The 21399-nt window shown below is 35.8% G+C and carries 20 protein-coding genes; all 20 read left to right on the top strand.

From position 1 onward, the window contains the following. The first annotated feature begins 155 nt into the window (after nt 1–155). The 20 genes from GHT08_RS02990 to ftsZ all read left to right on the top strand — a co-directional run bounded on the left by GHT08_RS02990 (nt 156) and on the right by ftsZ (nt 21245). Complete coding sequence (locus GHT08_RS02990; protein WP_018932781.1) at nt 156–683, top strand: YceD family protein; 528 nt, start codon at nt 156–158, stop codon at nt 681–683. Nucleotides 684–715: 32 nt separating this feature from the next. Continuing rightward, complete coding sequence (gene rpmF / locus GHT08_RS02995; protein WP_018932780.1) at nt 716–889, top strand: 50S ribosomal protein L32; 174 nt, start codon at nt 716–718, stop codon at nt 887–889. A 216-nt stretch (nt 890–1105) separates the two neighbouring features. After that, nucleotides 1106–1555 carry an RsfA family transcriptional regulator gene (locus GHT08_RS03000; protein WP_163579667.1) on the top strand — a complete coding sequence of 150 codons (450 nt, stop codon included), beginning with the start codon at nt 1106–1108 and terminating at the stop codon, nt 1553–1555. A gap of 421 nt (nt 1556–1976) precedes the next feature. Then, entirely contained in the window at nt 1977–2363 is a 387-nt protein-coding gene (locus GHT08_RS03005; protein WP_163579668.1) for a DUF3397 domain-containing protein, read from the top strand. Between the two features lie 104 nt (nt 2364–2467). Continuing rightward, nucleotides 2468–4090, top strand: coding sequence for a bacillithiol biosynthesis cysteine-adding enzyme BshC (gene bshC / locus GHT08_RS03010; RefSeq protein WP_163579670.1), 1623 nt, complete (start codon nt 2468–2470; stop codon nt 4088–4090). A 654-nt stretch (nt 4091–4744) separates the two neighbouring features. Continuing rightward, nucleotides 4745–5176: a division/cell wall cluster transcriptional repressor MraZ gene (mraZ, locus tag GHT08_RS03015; protein WP_018932776.1), complete on the top strand. Its 432-nt coding sequence runs from the start codon at nt 4745–4747 to the stop codon at nt 5174–5176. A gap of 26 nt (nt 5177–5202) precedes the next feature. Continuing rightward, nucleotides 5203–6162, top strand: coding sequence for a 16S rRNA (cytosine(1402)-N(4))-methyltransferase RsmH (gene rsmH, locus GHT08_RS03020; RefSeq protein WP_163579672.1), 960 nt, complete (start codon nt 5203–5205; stop codon nt 6160–6162). A gap of 16 nt (nt 6163–6178) precedes the next feature. Beyond that, complete coding sequence (ftsL, locus tag GHT08_RS03025) at nt 6179–6559, top strand: cell division protein FtsL (RefSeq protein WP_018932774.1); 381 nt, start codon at nt 6179–6181, stop codon at nt 6557–6559. 9 nt (nt 6560–6568) lie between these two features. Next, on the top strand, nt 6569–8776 hold the full coding sequence (locus tag GHT08_RS03030) for a penicillin-binding protein (RefSeq protein WP_163579673.1): 2208 nt from the start codon (nt 6569–6571) through the stop codon (nt 8774–8776). 84 nt (nt 8777–8860) lie between these two features. Continuing rightward, nucleotides 8861–10786, top strand: coding sequence for a stage V sporulation protein D (locus GHT08_RS03035; RefSeq protein ID WP_163579675.1), 1926 nt, complete (start codon nt 8861–8863; stop codon nt 10784–10786). A 90-nt stretch (nt 10787–10876) separates the two neighbouring features. Then, the gene (locus GHT08_RS03040; RefSeq protein ID WP_163579677.1) at nt 10877–12334 is read left to right on the top strand and encodes a UDP-N-acetylmuramoyl-L-alanyl-D-glutamate--2,6-diaminopimelate ligase; all 1458 of its coding nucleotides are present in this window, start codon (nt 10877–10879) and stop codon (nt 12332–12334) included. A gap of 46 nt (nt 12335–12380) precedes the next feature. Continuing rightward, on the top strand, nt 12381–13367 hold the full coding sequence (mraY, locus tag GHT08_RS03045) for a phospho-N-acetylmuramoyl-pentapeptide-transferase (RefSeq protein ID WP_163579679.1): 987 nt from the start codon (nt 12381–12383) through the stop codon (nt 13365–13367). Beyond that, entirely contained in the window at nt 13364–14710 is a 1347-nt protein-coding gene (gene murD, locus GHT08_RS03050) for a UDP-N-acetylmuramoyl-L-alanine--D-glutamate ligase (RefSeq protein WP_163579681.1), read from the top strand. The genes mraY and murD overlap by 4 nt, the downstream gene beginning before the upstream one ends. A 102-nt stretch (nt 14711–14812) precedes the next feature. Beyond that, nucleotides 14813–15907, top strand: coding sequence for a stage V sporulation protein E (gene spoVE, locus GHT08_RS03055; protein WP_163580085.1), 1095 nt, complete (start codon nt 14813–14815; stop codon nt 15905–15907). 106 nt (nt 15908–16013) lie between these two features. Further along, entirely contained in the window at nt 16014–16808 is a 795-nt protein-coding gene (locus GHT08_RS03060) for a cell division protein FtsQ/DivIB (protein WP_163579682.1), read from the top strand. Next, nucleotides 16798–17484: a DUF881 domain-containing protein gene (locus tag GHT08_RS03065; RefSeq protein WP_163579684.1), complete on the top strand. Its 687-nt coding sequence runs from the start codon at nt 16798–16800 to the stop codon at nt 17482–17484. Before GHT08_RS03060 ends, GHT08_RS03065 begins: the two co-directional genes overlap by 11 nt. 5 nt (nt 17485–17489) lie before the next feature. Next, entirely contained in the window at nt 17490–18215 is a 726-nt protein-coding gene (locus GHT08_RS03070) for a DUF881 domain-containing protein (protein WP_163579686.1), read from the top strand. Then, on the top strand, nt 18215–18583 hold the full coding sequence (locus GHT08_RS03075; protein ID WP_163579688.1) for a small basic family protein: 369 nt from the start codon (nt 18215–18217) through the stop codon (nt 18581–18583). Before GHT08_RS03070 ends, GHT08_RS03075 begins: the two co-directional genes overlap by 1 nt. Before the next feature lie 137 nt (nt 18584–18720). Then, nucleotides 18721–20025: a cell division protein FtsA gene (gene ftsA / locus GHT08_RS03080; RefSeq protein ID WP_163579690.1), complete on the top strand. Its 1305-nt coding sequence runs from the start codon at nt 18721–18723 to the stop codon at nt 20023–20025. 68 nt (nt 20026–20093) lie between these two features. Further along, on the top strand, nt 20094–21245 hold the full coding sequence (gene ftsZ, locus GHT08_RS03085; protein WP_163579692.1) for a cell division protein FtsZ: 1152 nt from the start codon (nt 20094–20096) through the stop codon (nt 21243–21245). Nucleotides 21246–21399 lie beyond the last annotated feature (154 nt).

Consider the following 21399-nt stretch of genomic DNA (forward strand, 5'->3'; position numbering starts at 1 on the left):
ATGGTCAGTTGAGGAGTATCCCTTTGATGATTAGCGAAACTTATCAGAGTGTTAGCTCGTGATTAAGTAATAAATGTTTGTTCTGTAAAGAAAATATATTGACAAATGGATCAATACATTTTAAAATATTTCTTGTTGCCTTGAGGTGAATGTAAATGAAATTATATATCCAAAAACTTAAACAGTCACAGGGAGAACCCGTTTCTTTTCGTGAGGAAGTAGACATTTCAGATATTGCGAACTTGGAAAATGATATCCGGCGAATCGAACCAGTTTTAGTTGACGGAACAGCTAGGATGGATGGTGACGATATTACCTGTGATTTTCAAATTCAAGGAACGATGATTCTACCTTGTGCGAGAACGTTAGTAGATGTACCGTATGAATTTTCAATTCATGCAATTGAATTTTTTACGACATCATCTTATCGTGAAGAAGAAGAGGTACATGTAGTAAATGGTGAGGTACTTGACTTAACACCATTTATCAAGGAAAATGTACTATTAGAAATGCCTTTAAGAGTGTTTGCTGATGACGAAAAATTAGAAGCGAACACGATGAAGGAAGGTAAAGGTTGGACACTGGTTACTGAAGAGGAACAATCAGAAAAAGTTGATCCGCGCCTTGAAAAATTGAAATCTTTATTAGATGACAAAAGTAATGAGAAAGATAGTGAAGGATAGATCTTTGCTTCTCTTTAAAGGAGGTGTAATGCATGGCAGTACCAAAGCGTAGAACTTCAAAAAAGGTAAAAAACCAACGTCGTACTCATAAAAAATTACATGTACCAGGAATGGTAGAATGTTCAAATTGTGGTGAACTAACAAAACCACACCATGTATGTAAATCTTGTGGACAATATGATGGAAAACAAGTAGTAGAACAATAATTTGATATGTTGTACAACAAGTAGTGTAAGAGATGAGATCTCTTACACTACTTTTTATTTTTAAGAAAGTATTAATTTTGCGCAGATGTCTAGCTCCGAGTGCTCTGCGCTTTTCTTATGATAAGGGAGTACCAAGTTTTTATAATATTTTAGAACAATATGTCTATCTCTTCTATTAATTGCATACATTGTATCAAGAATAGAGGAGGTGGAGTTGTGCAAGGGAATCGACAAGATGCATGGACTAGTGATGAAGATATTTTGCTAGCTGAAACTGTGTTACGGTATATTCGTGAAGGAAAAACACAGTTAGAGGCTTTTAAGGAAGTAGGAGAAAAATTATCTCGAACATCAGCAGCATGTGGTTTTCGCTGGAACGCAACGTTAAGGAAACAATATGAAGAAGCTATCCAGTTAGCAAAACAGAACCGGAAGAAAATATCTTATCAATCTTACCAAAAACTAGATGCAAGTCAAACGGAACAACCAAACATTCATGAAGTGATCCAAACTTTGGAACGACTGCAAAAATATTATCAGGAAATAGACCATCAGGAAGAATTACGTAAATTAGCGGAAGAAAATAAACAGTTAAAGCAAAAGTTATATCAGTATCAAGTATTCCTTGAAACTGTGCAGCAAGCAATGGAAAAGGTAAAGCATTAATTCATTATTATTATGAGTTAGTAACCTCATCGAATAGATGGGGTTTTTATGTGATTTGCCATGATAAGTAATTGACTTTCCACATCATGTTAAGAATTTTACACTAGTTAAATAATGCGAACTAGTTGAGCGGACATTGAATCCGATGTTTGGTCCATTTTGGCCTTGATAAGCATTGTTTTCGATGAATAGCAACAATAGATGTCCGTGCTTATCCTGGACTTACCCGAATGTAATCTATAGTCACGTTATTTCGCTGTATATGTATTCTTTATCCCTCGGAAATTATTAAGGCAGATGTAAATGTAATGGGTTTTTAAAAAAGGTGCTTGCACAAGTTCAAAAGTCTTATATAATTAATATTAAAATGACCAAAAGTAATAGTATGAAAGTTTTAACATTTTTGAAGTGAGGGTATTTTATGATAGAAGGTTTGTACTATCTGCTTGCATTGATGGTTACACTACCGTTTGCTATAACATTTTTAGTTTATAAATTATCTTATAAGTTTGTAGGTGAAAAACGATATTGCTTTCATTTAGCGATTGACACGACAACCGTTTTATATATTGCGTCAGTTGCAGCCATTATTTATTCTATTTTTTCGATAAATCCCATTAGTTATATTTTTCTCTTGTTGTTATTCATTTTGATGATATGTGTCTTGATTCATTGGAGGGTGTATACTGACATTATTTTTTCTCATGTCTGTAAGCGTTTCTGGAAAGCTACTTTTTTATTATTTTTTACTTTACATATTATTACGATCTTATATGGAATCTTTTATAATATAAGCAAAGTGTTGTAACGATCTCATTATTACAAACAAATTATGTGCTTTTATCGTTTTCATTATGTACAATACTATTGGATTACTATTGTATATATTGAAGATAAAGGAGCAGTTCATTAATGCGTATCGAATCCCAAAGACTCGATTTACATAATAAATTTATCATGGATTATCAAAAGGAAGTAAAGGATTTGTTGGCTCATTTTGAGTATAATCCTTATGATGAAAATGTTTTTAAAGAACGCAAGAAAGATTTGAAAGAGCAGCAATTTCAAAGAAATGCCTTGGCTGATGTGTTATATTCGATCAATCGACGTTGGTCTGCCACGGAAGCAACATTTGAAAATATTGAAAGACTGAGAGATGAAAACAGTGTGGTTGTTATTGGGGGGCAACAAGCAGGAATGCTGACTGGTCCACTTTATACGATCAACAAAATAGTCTCCATTATTGCTTTGGCAAAGCAACAAGAAGAGATATTAGGTGTTCCCGTGTTACCTGTCTTTTGGATAGCAGGAGAGGACCACGATTTTGCTGAAGTGAACCATATTTTTTTGCCAGAAGAGACAGAACTGCGAAAATATCCTATAGAGGATCATCATAAAGAAAGAACGTCTGTGTCTAAACGAACATTAAACAAAGAGCTAACCTATCGTTGGTTGAAAACAACATTTCGATCACTCAAAGAAACTGCTTATACGAAGGAATTGTTTCAAACTTTATATGATAAATTGATGAAAGCCAACACATTTGTTGATTTTTTCGCATCCTTTATTCATGAGATTTTTGCTGATACTGGATTAATCCTGGTTGACTCTGGAGATAATGAAGTACGTCAATTAGAATCAGCATATTTTTATGAAATGATTGAAAAGCAGCCAGAAATAAGCCGAAATGTTTATCGATCGCTACAGTCAATAAGAACAAAGGGATATCACGTTAGTGTTGATGCCAATGAACAAGATGGACATTTATTTGTAGAACAGGAAGGGGAAAGAATCTTACTTCAAAAAGATGGTCAAAATTGGATAGGAAAAAATAATGAATGTCAATATTCGAATCAAGAGCTTTTAGAAATAGCAAAAGAAACACCAGAGCGATTGAGCAATAATGTAGTAACTAGACCATTAATGCAAGAAAAATTATTTCCTACACTAGCTTTTTTTGCGGGGCCGAGTGAAGCAGCTTACTGGTCTCTATTAAAAGATGCATTTCATAGTATATCGCTAAAGATGCCACCTGTTTTACCACGTGTGTCGCTAACATTAGTGGATGAGAAGCTCTTAAAGGTATTGAGTAAGTATAATATTGATCCTAGTTCCGCAATTGATAATGGAGTCCAGACTCAAAAAATAAATTGGTTATCAGCTCAAGCTAACAGTCCTGTTGAAGAAATGACGATTCAACTGAAGGAAGCTATTAAATTGGGACATCAACCACTAAAAGAAGTGACAAATGATTTAACAGCTGATGTCACACAATATGCGGATAAAAATTTGCAACTGTTATTACAACAAGTAGATAAACTTTCAATGAGAATCCATAAAGAATTTTCCAAAAAGTATCAGCGTCAATTAACAGAGTTCGATTATATTCAAGTGCACTTGAAACCTGATAATGGACTGCAAGAACGAGTTTGGAATATAACTTATTTCCTCAATCTCTATGGGTTTGAATGGTTCAAACAAATAAATAATTATTCGTTTGATTGGAAAAAACAACATTATATTGTGTATTTATAAAAAAAGGTAATTGGTTGAAAGCCAATTACCTTTTTTATATGGAAAATAAGTATTAAATCAGTGCAATGACCGTGTTAAACGAAGTAGTTATGTTGAAATGTTCGATGTATATTTGCAATGCTCCAACTAATTACTTCGCTGTAGAGTAACTCACGGAAAAGGAAGTGAACAGCAAGAGTGGTGGTTAAACTGTTCAAGTATTTCATAGTGAATACTAGAGAAATGGTAAATCTTTAGCTTTTAGTCATAAGGACTGAACGTCTTTTGTTCATGTTAAAGAAAGTATAAAAATTAGTGCTTGTCTACGCAAACGCCCAGAAACTAGGTGACTTCACGAATCGCCCTCCGATAAAGAAGAATTGCCGATTGGTGAAACCAGAGGCTTAGTCGCACTTATGCCTTTAGGCGAAAGTCATCATCGGTTGGTAAACTCACCGTGATTTCTTTATCTGAGTTGATGCGCTCCAGTCGCTACGTTTCTAAACGGGCACTCTGCGCTTTTCTTAAGTTTTTCTTTTATTATTTTACACACGGATTCCAGCTATTGTAGCAAAAAAAGTGCCTTTACAAAAAAATGGATAGTTTTTTTAAAGATTTAGTGGTGAAAAGTGGGGGAATGTGGTACGATAAGGATAGAAAGTGGGGTGCCTGGGTATGTTCATGGGAGAATATCAACATAACATTGATACAAAAGGACGTATAATTGTACCTTCTAAGTTCAGAGACGGACTCGGAGAACAGTTTGTCGTTACCCGTGGCTTGGATCAATGTTTGTTTGCGTACCCGATGAATGAATGGCACCAGTTGGAAGAAAAACTGAAAAAATTACCGTTAACTAAGAAAGATGCCCGAGCATTTACCCGTTTTTTCTTTTCTGGCGCAGTTGAATGTGAACTAGACAAGCAGGGAAGGATAAATATACCTGCTCCACTTCGTAAATATGCAGGAATTGAAAAAGAATGTGCAGTGATAGGTGTATCAAACCGAGTAGAATTCTGGGCAGAAGATAAATGGAATGAATTTGTAGATGTATCAGAAGAATCATTCGCAGAAATTGCAGAAAATATGATGGATTTTGATTTGTAAAGACAACAAGAAATAGGGGTGACTCCATGTTTGGACATTATACGGTATTAAAAGCAGAAACTGTTGGTGGTCTCGATATCAATCCAGATGGCATTTATGTTGATTGTACATTAGGTGGTGGCGGACACTCCGGATATTTATTAGAACAACTGAATGAGAAAGGCAGATTGATCGCATTTGATCAAGATCAAGACGCTATTAATGCTGCTAAAGAAAGATTGAAAGACCGACTTAACCAAGTCACCTTGATACAACGTAACTTCCGTCATTTAAGTGAAGAATTAGAAAAATTACAAATAAGAGAAGTGAATGGTGTTTTGTTTGATTTAGGTGTCTCTTCTCCACAATTAGACAGAGGGGAACGAGGGTTTAGCTATCAGCATGATGCGCCATTAGATATGCGAATGGATCAAAACAGTGAATTAAATGCATTTGAGATAGTGAATAAATGGCCATATGAAGATCTTGTATCGATTTTCTTTAGGTATGGTGAAGAGAAGTTTTCCAAACAAATTGCAAGAACTATAGAAGCAGAAAGAGAGAAAAAAACAATAGACACTACATTTGAATTAGTTGACATCATTAAACAAGCAATACCTGCTCCCGCTAGAAGAAAAGGTGGACATCCTGCCAAGCGAATTTTTCAGGCGATACGAATAGCTGTTAATGATGAATTGAAAGCTTTTGAGGATGCATTGTATCAAGCAGGAAGATATCTTTCGATAGGTGGACGTATTTCCGTTATTACCTTTCACTCGCTAGAAGATCGAATTTGTAAGCAAACATTTAAAAAGTGGAGTACACCTCCTCCTGTACCAAAGAATATTCCGGTAATACCAGAGGAATTTAAACCATCGTTTCGTCTAGTTAATCGAAAACCAATTCTGCCATCAGAGAATGAATTGGCAGAGAATCGACGTTCAAGGTCAGCAAAGTTGAGAGTGATTGAAAAAGTGAAGGATTGGAATGAAGATAATATAAAATAGAAGGGTGGCAAAAACCATGAGTAGTCAACACGCAAGAGCTTATTACACACATGATCAAGTAAGAGAACAAGTCCAACAACCAAATGTAGTCAGAAAAAAAGTAAAGGTGCAGAAGCGCTGGGTAACTCGCGGTGAAAAAATGATGTATGCAATCTTTGCTGTCATTTTTCTTAGTATTTCTGCTTACTTGGTTAGCTACAGTTCTTCGTTAGACCAATTAAATCGTGAGGTTGAATCGTTAAATACACAAATTCAACAACAAACGGTACATAACAAGAACCTTGCTTTTAAACAAAAAGAATTAAGCCAACCTGAACGGATTATTGAAAATGCCAAAAAACACGGTCTGGAAGTTCAAAACACCCAAGTGAAACGAGCGACAGACTTAGTAGAATAGGTGTTAACGATGAAAAGTAGAACAACAGAAGTCATGCCAATTGTTTGGATTGTTATATTTACGAGCTTTTTTCTTGTCATAGCTGGCAGGTTTTTGTATATTCAAGTATCTGGAGAAGTATCTGGAGTTTCAATTCAAGAATTGGCTGATGAAAAAAGAACGAATAATTATACTATTCCCGCTAGTAGAGGAACAATTTATGACCGCAATGGCATGGCACTAGCTCAAGAACATGTGGTGTACCGATTATACGCTGTTGTTGATGAGTCACATACTACCAATCCTCTGCAACCTAAACATGTTAAAGATGTTAACGAGACTGCCAAAAAACTAGCACCTATATTAGAAATGGAAGAAAGTGAAATAGCAGAACGTTTGAACGATGGGATTAAAAATGAAAGATTCCAGGTAGAATTTGGTTCTAACGCCAGAGAATTAAATCAGGAACAGAAAGAAGAGATTGAGGCTTTAGAATTACCTGGTATTAATTTTATTGAAGAACCAACCCGCTTCTATCCAAACGGGATGTTTGCTTCACATACAATTGGATTAACAGATAAACAAGACGATCAAATTATCGGAATTAATGGTGTAGAAGGGTTCATGAATGATATGCTAACTGGAGTTAATGGTTCGATTTCGTATCAACGTGATAAATTTAATATGAAACTATTAGATCCTAAAGAGGTAATTAATGAACCAGATAATGGTGATGATGTTTATCTAACACTTGATCAGAAAGTTCAAACATTAATTGAAGATGCATTATCAGAGGTGGAAGAAGAATATGATCCTGATAGAATGACAGCTGTTGTCATGAATGCCAAGACAGGAGAAATACTTGCTCTAAGTAACAGACCAAGTTATAACCCTAATAGTATTGGTGAAGTAGAGAACTGGTATAATGACGTTATTGCTACACCTTTCGAACCTGGTTCAACGATGAAAGTATTTACTTTAGCAGCAGCAATCGAAGAAGGTGTCTGGAATCCTGAAGAAGAATATAAATCAGGACAATACAAGGCAGAAGACCATGCTCAAACAATTGGAGATCATAATAGTCGTCAAGGCTGGGGAACAATCAGCTACTTAGAAGGAATACAACGTTCTTCAAACGTAGCGGCAGCAAAGTTAGCCTATGAAAAAATTGGAGCGGATCGTTTTTTAGACTATTTGCACGCATTTGATTTTGACCAAAAATCTGGTATAGATTTACCTGGAGAAGTGCCAGGACAAATTCTTTACCAATGGTTGGATGAGAAGATAACGACTGCGTTTGGTCAAGGTTCTACTACAACACCAATTCAATTGATGAAAGCAGCAACTGCGATTACAAATGAAGGTAAAATGTTAAAACCATATATCATTGATAAGACAGTCGATCATGATACACATCAAGTAATTGCTGAGAATGAACCTGAAGTAGTAGGTGAACCAATCTCTGCCGAAACTGCGAAAAAAACATTAGAGGTGTTAGAAACGGTTATTACTTCTGAAAATGGAACAGGTCACAACATTTATAATTTGAACGACTATACAGTTGCAGGTAAAACAGGCACTGCCAACTTTGTAGATTCTGAAACAGGTAAATATAAAACGGGAAGAAATAGTTACACCTTTTCTTTCTTAGGAATGGCTCCTGCTGAAGACCCAGAGTTAATTATGTATGTATCAGTTAAAGAACCACAATTAGATGAAACAGAATCAGGTTCAGCACCCGTTTCTTTTGTCTTTAAAAATGTAATGGAAAATAGTTTGCGCTATTTAAATATCGAACCGGACAAGGATGCAACAGAACCTGTCGAAGTAGTGAAGATTCCTGAGTGGGAAGGTGAACAAACAGATTCATATATTAATAAATTGAAAGACTTAGGCATAGAGCCAATTGTTATCGGTGATGGTGAAGAAATTAAGAAAGTAAACATACAACCAGGTACCAAGATAACAGCAAGGCAAACCGTTTTGGTGGCAACGGATAATATGAAAATGCCAGATTTAACGGGATGGTCATTTAGAGATGTCTTATCTTTCCGAGACTTTTTAGATCTAGATTTAGAGTGGATGGGGAATGGTTATGTCAAGAAACAAAGTATTGAGACAGGATCATCACTTAAAGAAAAAGATTATTTAATGGTTGAACTGGAAGAACCGGATGTACCGGAAGATCAGGAAAATGAATCAGATGAATCCGATGATGAAGCGAACGAAGAAGAATAGTAAACAATCATACACAGTGTTCTATTCAGCCTTTCACAAACATATATTGGGACAAACAGTTTCTTGAATTAAAGGAGATATGTCATGAAACGAATAACCAATATTAAGGTGCAACGCAGAGTAGTCACTGTGTTTCTTTTTGCATTAATCATTATGGCAGTCATTGTGATAAGGTTAGGCTATGTGCAACTTATCTGGTCCGATTTTCTTATTGCTGAGGCGGAAGACTTATGGAGTAGAGATATTGTATTTGAGCCAGAAAGAGGTAAGATAATTGACACTAATGAAGAGGTTTTAGCGGAGAATGTTTCCGCACCTACTGTAATGGTAGTGCCAAGACAAGTGACAGAAGCAGAACAAACAGCCAGACAGTTAGCAAATGTACTGGATATGTCTTATGAAGACGTATTAGAAGCTATTCATAAAAATGAGCGAATTGTGATATTACAGCCTGAAGGAAGGAAAATATCGGAAGAAAAAGCAATGGCTGTTCAAATGTTAGATTTAGAAGGAATTTATATTGCTGAAGATTCCATTAGACACTATCCCAATGGGGCTTATTTGTCACATGTACTTGGATTTAGTGGTATTGATAACCAAGGATTAACGGGACTTGAATTAATGTATGAAGAAATGTTAAGTGGTACAGAAGGCAGTTTATCCTTTTACAGTGATGCAAAAGGAAAAAGAATGCCGCAAATGGCTGATAAATATACCCCCCCTGAAGATGGCTATGATCTTCAACTCACCATAGATAGCAGAGTCCAAACCATTATCGAGAGAGAATTAGATATAGCTGAAGAGAAATATAATCCGGATGGCGCCATAGCTATTGCAGTAAATCCTAAGGATGGAAGTATATTAGGGATGTCATCAAGACCGAATTTTGACCCTGCAAATTATCAGGATATTAGTGCCGACGTATATAATCGCAATTTGCCGATTTGGAGCACATATGAGCCTGGTTCCACATTTAAAATTATAACGTTAGCCGCAGCTTTGGAAGAAGGACTTGTGGACCTTGAAAACGATGAATATGTGGATGATGGAGATATTGAGGTAGGCGGCACACATTTACATTGCTGGAAAAGTGGTGGACATGGACATCAAACATTTTTAGAAGTTGTACAGAATTCGTGCAACCCAGGATTTATTGTTTTAGGGCAGAAGCTAGGTAAAGAAAGACTATTTTCTTATATTGAAGATTTTGGTTTTGGCCAAAAAACAGGTGTTGATTTACAAGGTGAAGCTACAGGGATTTTATTCGATTTAGACAATGTTGGTCCTGTTGAGTTAGCGACTACTGCTTTTGGTCAAGGTGTATCAGTGACCCCAATCCAACAAGTAATGGCTGTATCAGCTGCAGTGAATGGTGGCTACTTATATGAGCCATATGTTGCAAAAGCATTCCTTGACCCTGTGACAGGTGATGCAGTAAATACCACTGAGCCTGTCCTGAAAAATCGAATTATTTCTGCCGATACATCTAAGGAAGTACGTGAGGCTCTTGAGTCAGTTGTAGCCTTAGGAACTGGTCGAAGTGCTTATGTGGATGGTTATCGAGTTGGTGGGAAGACAGGGACTGCACAAAAAGTAGGTGAAGATGGAAAGTATATGGAGAATAATCACATTGTATCATTCATCGGCTTTGCACCAGCTGATGATCCTGAAATAGTTGTGTATGTTGCAGTAGATAATCCAAAAGATGTTGTGCAATTTGGTGGAGTGGTAGCTGCCCCAATCGTCGGCACCATAATAGAAGATAGCCTACGTTCTTTAGGAGTACCAAAGCAAGATGATGGCATTGAAAAGGATTATCAATGGCCTGAATCTCCTCCAGTAGAAGTACCTGACTTAGTCGGTTTAAATAAAAGTGAATTACAGCAGTATTTAGTTTCGTTAGAAGTTGATGTGGTCGGAGAAGGCGATTATATTATTGATCAAGCACCTGCTGCAGGAGAAAAAGTCCAAGAAGGAAGTAAAATCAGGCTTGTTTTAGGCAATAAATAGTTAAAAATATTTATCGTAAAGTTTAAAAGTCTTTGATATAATAATGTAGTTGTTTATAAAAAGTAACCAAAAAAAGAAAAGGTGACTAGTATGCATGCTAAAGAATTAATTGAAAATTTACCAGATTATCAATGTCAACAGAACCTTGATATGATTAATATAGAACATATAGAAATGGATCACAGACTTTTAAAGAAAGATTCTTTATTTGTATGTATCAAAGGATATACCGTAGATGGTCATCAATTTGCAGAAGCTGCGGTTGATAATGGTGCCACAGTTATCGTAGCGGAAAAAGAACTGGATGTATCTGTACCGGTTGTTATCGTCCCAGATACATCCAGGGCTTTGGCTCATTTAGCTAACATTTTTTATGACCATTCTTCCTGTAAGTTAAAGGTTATTGGTGTCACCGGTACAAATGGAAAAACCTCGGTTACACATATCATCGATGAAATCCACCATTATGCAAAACAAAAAACAGCATTAATAGGTACGATTCAAATGGTGATTGATGGAGAGAGTCATCCAGTAAAAAACACAACACCTGATGCTTTATTTTTACAAAAAAACTTACATCAAATGGTCGAAAAGAAAATAGATGTTGCGACAATGGAAGTATCTTCACATGCATTGGATTTAGGGAGAGTTCATGGAGTAGATTTCGATATCGCTGTATTTACTAATTTAAGTCAAGATCACCTTGATTATCATCAAACAATGGAAAACTACCTATACGCTAAAAGTTTATTATTTTCTCAGTTAGGTAATACGTTGAAACATAAAAAACCAAAATATGCGGTTATTAATCAAGATGATGAACATGCAGAATTTTTATATAGAGCAACAGCTCAACCAGTGTTAACCTATGGTGTAGAAAATAAAGCATCTTTACAAGCTGTCAATGTAGAATTGATGGCTAATGGTGTTTCCTTTATAATGAAAACACCAAAAGGAAATGTTCCAATCAAGAGTAAACTAATGGGAATGTTTAGTGTTTATAACCTGTTAGCAGCGGCAACTGCAGCTTATGCATCTGGTATTGAATTAGACATCATACAACATGTATTAAACAATACTTCAGGAGTAAAAGGACGTTTCCAACCAGTGGAACATAAGCAAGACTTTGGTGTGATTATTGATTATGCACACACACCAGACTCATTGGAAAATGTCTTGTCAACCATCAAGCGCTTTTGTACTGGAGATATACGTGTAGTAGTTGGTTGTGGTGGAGATCGGGATCGTCGTAAAAGACCATTGATGGCAGAGGTTGCCTGTCAATACGCAGATCAAGCAATTTTTACTTCTGATAATCCACGTTCAGAATCCCCAGAAGCAATTATTGATGATATGGTGGAAGGTCTGAAGCATAACAATTATCAAACGGTATTAGATCGGGAAGAAGCAATTAAACAAGCTATTGAACAAGCAAATGACAAAGATGTTGTTTTAATCGCTGGTAAAGGACATGAAACATACCAAATTGTCGGAGACAAAGTCTTAGATTTTGACGATGAACAAGTAGCTATCAAGTATTTGAATTAACAAGTTACATTCGTAACACCCGGATAGAAGATTGGAGAGAACATGGATGAATGAATATACGTTTTTAATTACAGTAGCGATCGCATTTTTAATTACTGTCCTACTATCCCCGATTTTAATTCCTTTTCTGAAAAGGTTAAAATTTGGACAAAGTATTAGAGAAGAAGGACCTCAATCACACCAAAAAAAATCAGGCACGCCAACAATGGGTGGTGTTATGATTATCCTAAGTATTTCGATAACAAGCATCATTGTCGTTAGCCGTGTTAACAATGGTGTTTTGGGCTATGAGGTCTTGTTGTTACTATTAGTATTGATTGGGTTCGGCTTATTAGGTTTCCTTGATGATTTTATTAAAGTGGTCTTAAAACGAAACCTAGGATTAACCTCTAAGCAAAAGTTATTAGGACAAATCGTGATTGCCATAATCTTTTATGTAGTATTACTGCAACAAAATTTTTCAACAAGCATTGCTGTACCAGGTACCAACATCTCATTTGACTTAGGTTGGTTATATCCTATTTTTATCGTAGTGATGTTAGTAGGTGCTTCCAATGCCGTCAACCTGACTGATGGACTTGATGGATTATTGGCTGGAACCGCTGCTATTGCGTTTGGTGCGTTTGCTATATTAGCTTGGTACGGTATCCCGAATTTGAGTGTAACATTATTTAGTTTAGCTGTTGTAGGGGCATTATTGGGATTCCTAGTATTTAATGCACATCCTGCCAAAGTATTTATGGGTGATACTGGTTCCTTGGCTTTAGGTGGTGCAATTGCCGCTATTGCTATACTTTTAAAATTGGAAATTTTATTAGTTATTATTGGCGGTGTTTTTGTTTTAGAGACATTGTCCGTTATTATTCAGGTTATTTCTTTTAAAACAAGAGGAAAGAGAATCTTTCTAATGAGCCCACTGCACCATCACTATGAGTTAAAAGGTTGGTCTGAATGGAGAGTAGTGACCACGTTTTGGGCAGTCGGTATACTATTTGCATTTTTAGGTATTTATATTGAGGTGTTATCGTCATGAGAAAATTAAAGGATTTCCCTTTTGCTAAAGTACTGGTGTTAGGTCTTGCCAAGAGTGGAACAGCTGTTGCGAAATTGTTAAATAGAAATGGTATAGAAGTAGTTGCCAATGATTTGAAAGCTAAAGAAGATGATGAAAATGTACAGACTCTCCGCTCTGAAGGTGTTTCTGTAGTTGTTGGTGATCACCCTTTGTCATTGATTGAAGATATTGATGCCATTATTAAAAATCCGGGTATTCCCTATGAAAATATTTTAATAGATAGTGCTGTTAAACAAGATCTTCCTGTTTTAACAGAAATAGAATTAATACCGTACTTCGGCATTGATCAAATCGTTGGTATTACTGGTTCAAATGGGAAAACAACGACAACAACATTAATTTATGAAATGTTTAAAAAAGCAGATGCGCCAGTTAGCTTGGCGGGAAATATTGGCCATGTTGCATCAGAAGTTGCCGAGCAAATGGATGACAAGCAAACAATGATTGCTGAATTATCTTCTTTTCAATTATTAGGTATCGATACATTTAAACCTAAAATCGCCGTACTGCTTAATCTTTTTGAAGCACATTTAGATTACCATCATACATTGGAGCATTATCAAAATGCAAAAGCTAATATCTTTAAAAATCAAACAGAACATGATTATTTAGTTTATAATGCTGATGATCAACGTGTTGTAAATTTAATTAAATATGCTGGCGCCAATCTTGTTTCATTTAGCCGTAAAGGTGGAATCACGAACGGTACATATTGTGACGAAGAAGCAATATATTTCCGTGGAGAGAAAGTGATCGACTTATCATCTGTCGTATTAGTAGGGGAACATAACCTAGAGAATATTTTAGCTGCTGTTTCGGTTGCGAAACTTGAAGGTATTTCAAATCAAGTGATTGAAACTGTCCTTGCATCATTCACAGGTGTAACACATCGTCTGCAATTTGTGAAAGAAGTGAATGGTCGAAAGTTTTATAATGATTCCAAAGCAACTAATATACTTGCAACAACTAAGGCATTATCAGCATTTAATCAATCGGTTATATTACTAGCAGGTGGTCTTGACCGCGGTAATGATTTCGATGAATTAATGCCATATATGTCAAATGTGAAGGCACTTGTATTGTTTGGTGAAACAAGTCAGAAATTACGAAAAGTCGGAGAGGCTTGTGAAATTGAAAATATAGAAGTGGTCGACACGATGAATGAAGCTGTTCAAAAAGCATATCAATTATCCAATAAAGACGATGTTGTCTTATTATCACCTGCTTGTGCAAGCTGGGATCAATATAAAACCTTTGAAGAAAGAGGCAACATGTTTATGGAATCTGTGCATAAATTATAATAGGGGCTTGTCTATTATAATGAGCACAGATAATGTTGTATAAAAATATAACAGGCCCCTAATTCATTTATAGATTTGGGGGTTTTTTTCGTGGAAGCGAAGATGAAAAGTCAACATACACCGGATTATTTCTTGATTTTTGTCATCGTTGCTATCTTGTTGGTCGGAACAATCATGGTTTATAGCGCCTCTTCGATTTGGGCTGATTATAAATTCAATGATTCTTTTTATTTCTTAAAACGACAGATACTTTTTGCTGGTGTAGGTGTAATTGCGATGATGATTGTTTCTAACATTCCTTATTTTCAATGGATCAAGTATCGAAAATGGATTTTTATCGGATCATTAATCCTGTTAGTTGCTGTTTTGATTCCTGGGATCGGAATGGTTAGAGGTGGTGCAAGAAGTTGGATAGGAGTAGGTGCATTTAGCATTCAACCTGCCGAATTTATTAAACTTGCGATGATTATGTTTTTAAGTGGTTTTCTAGTCAATCATCAGGATAAAATGACAGAATTCAAAAAGGGTTTTCTCCCACCACTTTCGATTTCAGTAATCGTTTTTCTAATTATTATGCTGCAGCCTGATTTAGGTACAGGTATGGTATTTTTGTTAACTTGTTTTCTGTTGATTTTCGTAGCAGGTGCCAAAATCATGCACTTTGTATTTTTAGCAGGCTTTGGTGTCATTGGGTTTCTACTGCTTATTATCTCTGCTCCCTACAGAATCAATCGTATCACAGCATTTCTCGATCCATGGCAAGATCCTTTAGGGACAGGCTTTCAAATCATTCAGTCCTTGTACGCGATTGGACCAGGAGGGTTATTAGGAGTTGGTTTTGGAAACAGCCTGCAAAAATATTTTTACCTGCCGGAACCGCATAATGATTTTATTTTTGCAATTATTGCAGAGGAATTAGGATTTATCGGTGCAAGTTTTGTCATTGTCCTCTTCTTTTTGTTTATTTGGAGAGGAATATTAACTGCGATCCATGCACCAGATCTTTTTGCTAGATTACTAGCGGTTGGCATTGTTGGTATGATCGCTATCCAAGTCATGATTAATATCAGTGTTGTCATTGGTTTAATTCCGGTCACTGGCATAACATTACCATTTTTAAGCTATGGAGGTTCCTCATTAACTTTGACGCTTTGTTCTGTCGGAATATTAATCAACATTAGTAAATATCGGCAATAAACTTGGGAGATTTGGATGATACCTAGAAAGTAATGACTATGATATAATCGGAATAAGACATGCATACCAAAATTAGTGAATGGATAATAGAAAAGGAAGTATAAATATGGTACAAAAAAGAGTCGTTTCGATAGAAGATCGAATTCCAAAATTGAAACAAGAGCGTCGCAAAAAAGCAAACAGAAAACTGATTTTTTATTTGCTCATCTTTTTTGTATTGATTTTTATTGTGATTTACTTGCAATCACCTATGAGTTATGTAAAAAATATATCAGTAAATGGTTTGCAATGGCTGGCCAAAGAAGAAATAATATCTCAAAGTGAAATAGAAGAAAATGCAAATTTTTGGGGAGTACAAACGAAAGAATTAGAAGAAAATATTGTTTCACATCCACAAGTTAAAGATGCGGATGTTTCGAAATCTTTTCCGAACACGATCATTATGGATATAACTGAATTAACCCATGTCGCATATGTTGAATTGGACGGAAAAATACATCCACTTTTAGAAAATGGTGATTTATTAGACGAGGTTAATTCTTCCAATATAAATGGAGATGTTCCTGTTTTAAAAGGATTTAAAGATAATCACTATTTGCAAGAAATAGCGGAAGAATTAGCCAACCTATCTACATATGTTTCTGCATTAATCTCTGAAGTAAACTGGATTCCTTCAGATTCCAATCCATATAAGATTCAACTATATATGACAGATGGTCAGGAGGTAGAGTCCTCGATACGGAATTTATCTGCAAACATGGACAGCTATCCTTCAATTGTAAGTCAGTTGGATCAGAGCGAGGCAGGTATTATTAAAATTGACGAAAGTGGAGCAGTATTTACTCCATATGATGTAGATAAGGAAGAGGAGGAGGAGATAGAAGAGGAAAATGAAGAGTAGACAATTAGTGTTTGCATTGGTCTTTCTAGTATCAGGCTTCTTGTTAACTTTTAGTTATCAGCAAACAAAATCAACTGCGGAAATCTCACAAGTCAATAATCAGGAATGGGAACGAGATTTTTATTATCGAAAGCAATTAATTGATATGGAAGAAAAAAATAAGCAATTAAGATCTGAATTAACACAAATTCGCCAAGAAGTACAAGCCATAGAACAAGAAATTGGTGAGGAAGCTGATGTATTAAAAGATTTAGTAGCTACCAAATCTAATTTGCAAAAATTGACTGGTGAATTGTCAATTAGTGGTGATGGAATTATGGTAACATTAAAAGATGCAAGCTTTATTCCTGCAGAGGATCACGCAAATCAATATATTGTTCATGACCGGCACATTCATCAAACGGTAAACGAATTATTTAGTGCTGGTGCCAAAGCAATAGCAATAAATGGACAGCGAATATATCGTAATAGTTACATATCTTGTGTTGGGCCAGTTATATCAATTGACGGCAATTCATATCCTGCACCATTTGTGATCACTGCAATTGGTGATCAAGAGGTCCTTGATGTCAGTTTAAACCTTAGAAATGGGATTATCGACCAACTAGTTCAAGATAACATCGAAGTGACAATCGATAAGAAATCTAATATTGAAATGTACGCAAAGGATATGTGACGGGTATGAAAAATGTTTTTAATAAACAACAAGTTGCGATTGGAATAGTATGTTTATTGATCGGTTTGATGATTGCCATATTATTTAATACCAATCACCATACCGTTGATCGAGATACAAGAGATACTTGGGAAATTAGAACAGCACTGTTAGAAGAACAGAAAATTCAGCAAAATCTCTATATGGAGATTGCAGAAGCAGAGCAAACACTTCAAGAGTATCAAGAACAAACCGAACACCAGCAAATTGAATCATTAAAAAATTCGATCCATGAATTACGAGAACAAGCAGGGTTAACAGAGAAAAGTGGACAAGGGATAATTATTTCACTAGAGCCAATGTTTTTAGAAGAAGATTATCAGGAATATCCTAAAATAAATGCCGAGTTACTCCAATTATTAATCAACGAATTAAATGCAGCTGGTGCAATAGAACTTGCTGTTGAAAGTCAACGAGTCATTAATATAACACCTATAAGAGATGTGAATGGAAACATATATGTTAACAATAGTTCAATTGGAGAATTGCCAACTAAAATATATGTTCTTACAAATGATTCGGAAGAAATAATAAACCATCTAGAAGTTAGTGAAATAGGTGACTACTTCGCGTTAGAAAATGTTACAATGAATATATCTGAACAAAGTGATATCATACTTCCAGAGTATGATGAGCAGATCGATTTACAAGATGTAGATATAGTTGAAGTCCCAGAAGAAGGTGAAAGTTAATGTGGTTACCGGCACTCTTTTTAATAATTGGTTTATTATTAGGTTTTATGACAAATATGAGCATACCGGATGCTTATACCAATTATTTATCTATTGCAGTGTTGGCTGCTTTAGATACGTTATTTGGAGGTATTAGAGCGCAACTGGAGGCGAAATTTGACCAAAAAGTATTTATTTCTGGTTTCTTCTTCAATGTATCATTAGCTGCTTTTTTAGCCTTTATCGGTGTACAACTAGGCATTGACTTATATTTAGCAGCAATTTTCGCATTTGGAGTGAGATTATTCCAGAATTTAGCGATGATAAGAAGGCTCTTACTTGAAAAATATGAATTGTATAGAAAAGCAAAAAAAGGTGCTAAATCATAATATTTAATATTTTTCCGGTAAATTTACATATATTCATGTAAAAATATTGTTTTTTTTATTATAATAGTGTTTAATACAGTTTATTATACTTATATGAAATGAATCGTAGTTTAATGCATTGAAATAGGAGGTGCCTTATGGATAACGGTGAAATTCTAGTCAGCTTGGATATAGGTACATCAAAAATAAAGGTTATCATCGGAGAAATTCTTGGTGATTCTTTAAATGTGATTGGGGTTGGTACCGCTAAGTCTCTAGGTATGAAAAAAGGAGCCATCGTTGATATAGACGAGACTGTTCATTCAATTCGAACAGCAGTTGAACAAGCTGAACGCATGGTAGATATACATATTGATCAAGTTATAGTAGGAATTAATGGTAATCATGTGCAATTACAACCATGCCATGGAGTTGTTGCAGTATCCAGTGATGATAAGGAAATATCAGAAGAAGATATTCATCGTGTATTGGATGCAGCACAGGTAATGTCCATTCCACCTGAAAGAGAAATCGTTGATGTAATACCAAAGCAATTTATCGTTGACGGTTTAGATGAGATTCGAGATCCCAGAGGAATGATTGGGGTTCGATTAGAAATGGAAGGTACGATTATTACCTGTTCGAAGACGATGTTACATAATATATTGAAATGCGTTGAAAAAGCTGGTTTAAGTATTATGGATATTTGCTTGCAACCATTAGCAACAGGAGAAGTGGCTTTATCTCAAGACGAGAAAAATTTAGGTGTTGCATTACTCGATATAGGTGGAGGAAGTACAACCGTTTCTGTTTTTGAAAACGACGGATTGGTAGCTACTAGTGTAATACCATTAGGTGGGTATAATATTACGAAGGACTTATCTATTGGACTCCGCACATCTTCAGAAGAAGCGGAGGATATTAAACTCGATCATGGACACGCCTTCTTTAATGATGCCAATGAAGAGGAAACATTTGAAGTGAATATCATTGGTAGTAATCAAAGGCAAGTGTATAATCAGCTAGATTTAACCGAAATAATCGAAGCTAGATTAGAAGAAATATTAGTATATAGTGCGCGTGAGATTCAAAAAATGGGATATGACGAAATTCCTGGTGGACTGGTGCTTACAGGTGGTACGATGAGTATGCCAGGGGCTGCTGATTTAGCACAAGATATTTACCAAAGTAATGTTCGAATTGCAATTCCTGATTACATTGGGGTTCGTGAACCTCAATTTACAGCAGGCATTGGTATCTTGAAATTTGCGTACAAGAATGCGAAAATACAAGGGAAAGAGTTTTCAGATGCAGTAACAGAACAACGAGAACAAGTACATCAGGTAGAAATGGAAAAACCTAAGCCAAAACCAAAACGAACAAAGAAAACAACCAATAAACAAAATGTGAAAGAAAAGAAAGAACCTAAATTAGCAAACTTCTTCAAATATTTCTTTGACTAAGAATATTGGGGTAAATGAAGACGTGGAAAAAGACAGACTATTAATCTAGCAAAATGGGAGGAAATGGTATGTTAGACTTTGATACGAACATGGATCAGCTAGCTACGATAAAAGTAATCGGTGTAGGCGGTGGTGGAAGTAACGCTGTTAACCGAATGATAGAGCACGGTGTACAAGGTGTAGAATTTATTGCAGTGAATACAGATGCACAAGCATTAAATCTTTCAAAAGCAGAAGTTAAAATGCAAATTGGTACAAAATTAACAAGAGGATTGGGTGCAGGTGCAAACCCAGAGGTAGGAAGAAAAGCTGCAGAAGAAAGCAAGGAACAAATTGAAGAAATCCTTAAAGGCTCTGACATGGTCTTTGTTACAGCTGGTATGGGCGGTGGAACAGGAACAGGTGCTGCTCCAGTTATTGCCCAAGTAGCTAAAGAGTTAGGAGCATTAACAGTAGGGGTAGTTACTCGCCCGTTTACTTTTGAAGGAAGAAAAAGAGCAACTCAAGCGGTGTCAGGTATTGATGGATTAAAAAGCAGTGTGGATACATTAATTGTTATTCCTAATGACCGATTACTAGAAATAATTGATAAAAATACACCTATGCTAGAAGCATTCCGTGAAGCAGATAATGTGTTACGACAAGGTGTACAAGGTATTTCTGATTTAATTGCAACACCTGGACTAATAAACGTCGACTTTGCCGATGTAAAAACTATTATGGCTGATAAAGGTTCGGCACTTATGGGTATCGGTATAGCTACAGGTGAAAGCCGTGCGGCTGAGGCGGCTAAGAAGGCTATTTCATCTCCATTACTGGAAACTTCTATTGATGGTGCGCATGGTGTCTTAATGAACATAACAGGCGGAACAAATTTAAGCTTATATGAAGTACAAGAGGCAGCAGACATTGTAACATCAGCAGCAGATCAAGAAGTGAATGTTATTTTCGGTTCTGTCATCAACGAAGATTTGAAGGATGAAATTGTCGTAACTGTTATTGCAACCGGCTTTGATGAGTCACAAATCAAAAATGCACAAAATAAACCAAAGTCCGTTTTACAAGCTAGTTCTCCTAAGAGAGAAAAACAGCAGTCAGAAAAAACACAAGAACCTAGTCCATCATCATCATCTTCATCTTCTTCTAGTTCAAGACCAAAGCAAGAAGAAGACACATTAGATATACCAACATTTTTAAGAAATCGTAATCGAAGAAGATAAGGAAATATCCTTGACAGTAAACCCCCGTTTCAGTTGTTTTGAAACGGGGGTTTCTTAATCTAACAGCATACATATTATCCATAAACTACGCAGTAACTGGACATGGATTTGTTCTCCTCCCGTACTCGTACTGTATTAAGAGATAATTTTGATA

This window comes from Gracilibacillus saliphilus (assembly GCF_010994085.1).
Lineage (GTDB): Bacteria > Bacillota > Bacilli > Bacillales > Amphibacillaceae > Gracilibacillus > Gracilibacillus lacisalsi.

What these genes read in the sequence shown, in the direction of transcription:
- GHT08_RS02990 (WP_018932781.1), top strand. Translation starts at nt 156, where the DNA reads ATGAAATTATATATCCAAAAACTTAAACAGTCACAGGGAGAACCCGTT.
- rpmF (WP_018932780.1), top strand. Translation starts at nt 716, where the DNA reads ATGGCAGTACCAAAGCGTAGAACTTCAAAAAAGGTAAAAAACCAACGT.
- GHT08_RS03005 (WP_163579668.1), top strand. Translation starts at nt 1,977, where the DNA reads ATGATAGAAGGTTTGTACTATCTGCTTGCATTGATGGTTACACTACCG.
- bshC (WP_163579670.1), top strand. Translation starts at nt 2,468, where the DNA reads ATGCGTATCGAATCCCAAAGACTCGATTTACATAATAAATTTATCATG.
- mraZ (WP_018932776.1), top strand. Translation starts at nt 4,745, where the DNA reads ATGTTCATGGGAGAATATCAACATAACATTGATACAAAAGGACGTATA.
- rsmH (WP_163579672.1), top strand. Translation starts at nt 5,203, where the DNA reads ATGTTTGGACATTATACGGTATTAAAAGCAGAAACTGTTGGTGGTCTC.
- ftsL (WP_018932774.1), top strand. Translation starts at nt 6,179, where the DNA reads ATGAGTAGTCAACACGCAAGAGCTTATTACACACATGATCAAGTAAGA.
- GHT08_RS03030 (WP_163579673.1), top strand. Translation starts at nt 6,569, where the DNA reads ATGAAAAGTAGAACAACAGAAGTCATGCCAATTGTTTGGATTGTTATA.
- GHT08_RS03035 (WP_163579675.1), top strand. Translation starts at nt 8,861, where the DNA reads ATGAAACGAATAACCAATATTAAGGTGCAACGCAGAGTAGTCACTGTG.
- GHT08_RS03040 (WP_163579677.1), top strand. Translation starts at nt 10,877, where the DNA reads ATGCATGCTAAAGAATTAATTGAAAATTTACCAGATTATCAATGTCAA.
- mraY (WP_163579679.1), top strand. Translation starts at nt 12,381, where the DNA reads ATGAATGAATATACGTTTTTAATTACAGTAGCGATCGCATTTTTAATT.
- murD (WP_163579681.1), top strand. Translation starts at nt 13,364, where the DNA reads ATGAGAAAATTAAAGGATTTCCCTTTTGCTAAAGTACTGGTGTTAGGT.
- spoVE (WP_163580085.1), top strand. Translation starts at nt 14,813, where the DNA reads ATGAAAAGTCAACATACACCGGATTATTTCTTGATTTTTGTCATCGTT.
- GHT08_RS03060 (WP_163579682.1), top strand. Translation starts at nt 16,014, where the DNA reads ATGGTACAAAAAAGAGTCGTTTCGATAGAAGATCGAATTCCAAAATTG.
- GHT08_RS03065 (WP_163579684.1), top strand. Translation starts at nt 16,798, where the DNA reads ATGAAGAGTAGACAATTAGTGTTTGCATTGGTCTTTCTAGTATCAGGC.
- GHT08_RS03070 (WP_163579686.1), top strand. Translation starts at nt 17,490, where the DNA reads ATGAAAAATGTTTTTAATAAACAACAAGTTGCGATTGGAATAGTATGT.
- GHT08_RS03075 (WP_163579688.1), top strand. Translation starts at nt 18,215, where the DNA reads ATGTGGTTACCGGCACTCTTTTTAATAATTGGTTTATTATTAGGTTTT.
- ftsA (WP_163579690.1), top strand. Translation starts at nt 18,721, where the DNA reads ATGGATAACGGTGAAATTCTAGTCAGCTTGGATATAGGTACATCAAAA.
- ftsZ (WP_163579692.1), top strand. Translation starts at nt 20,094, where the DNA reads ATGTTAGACTTTGATACGAACATGGATCAGCTAGCTACGATAAAAGTA.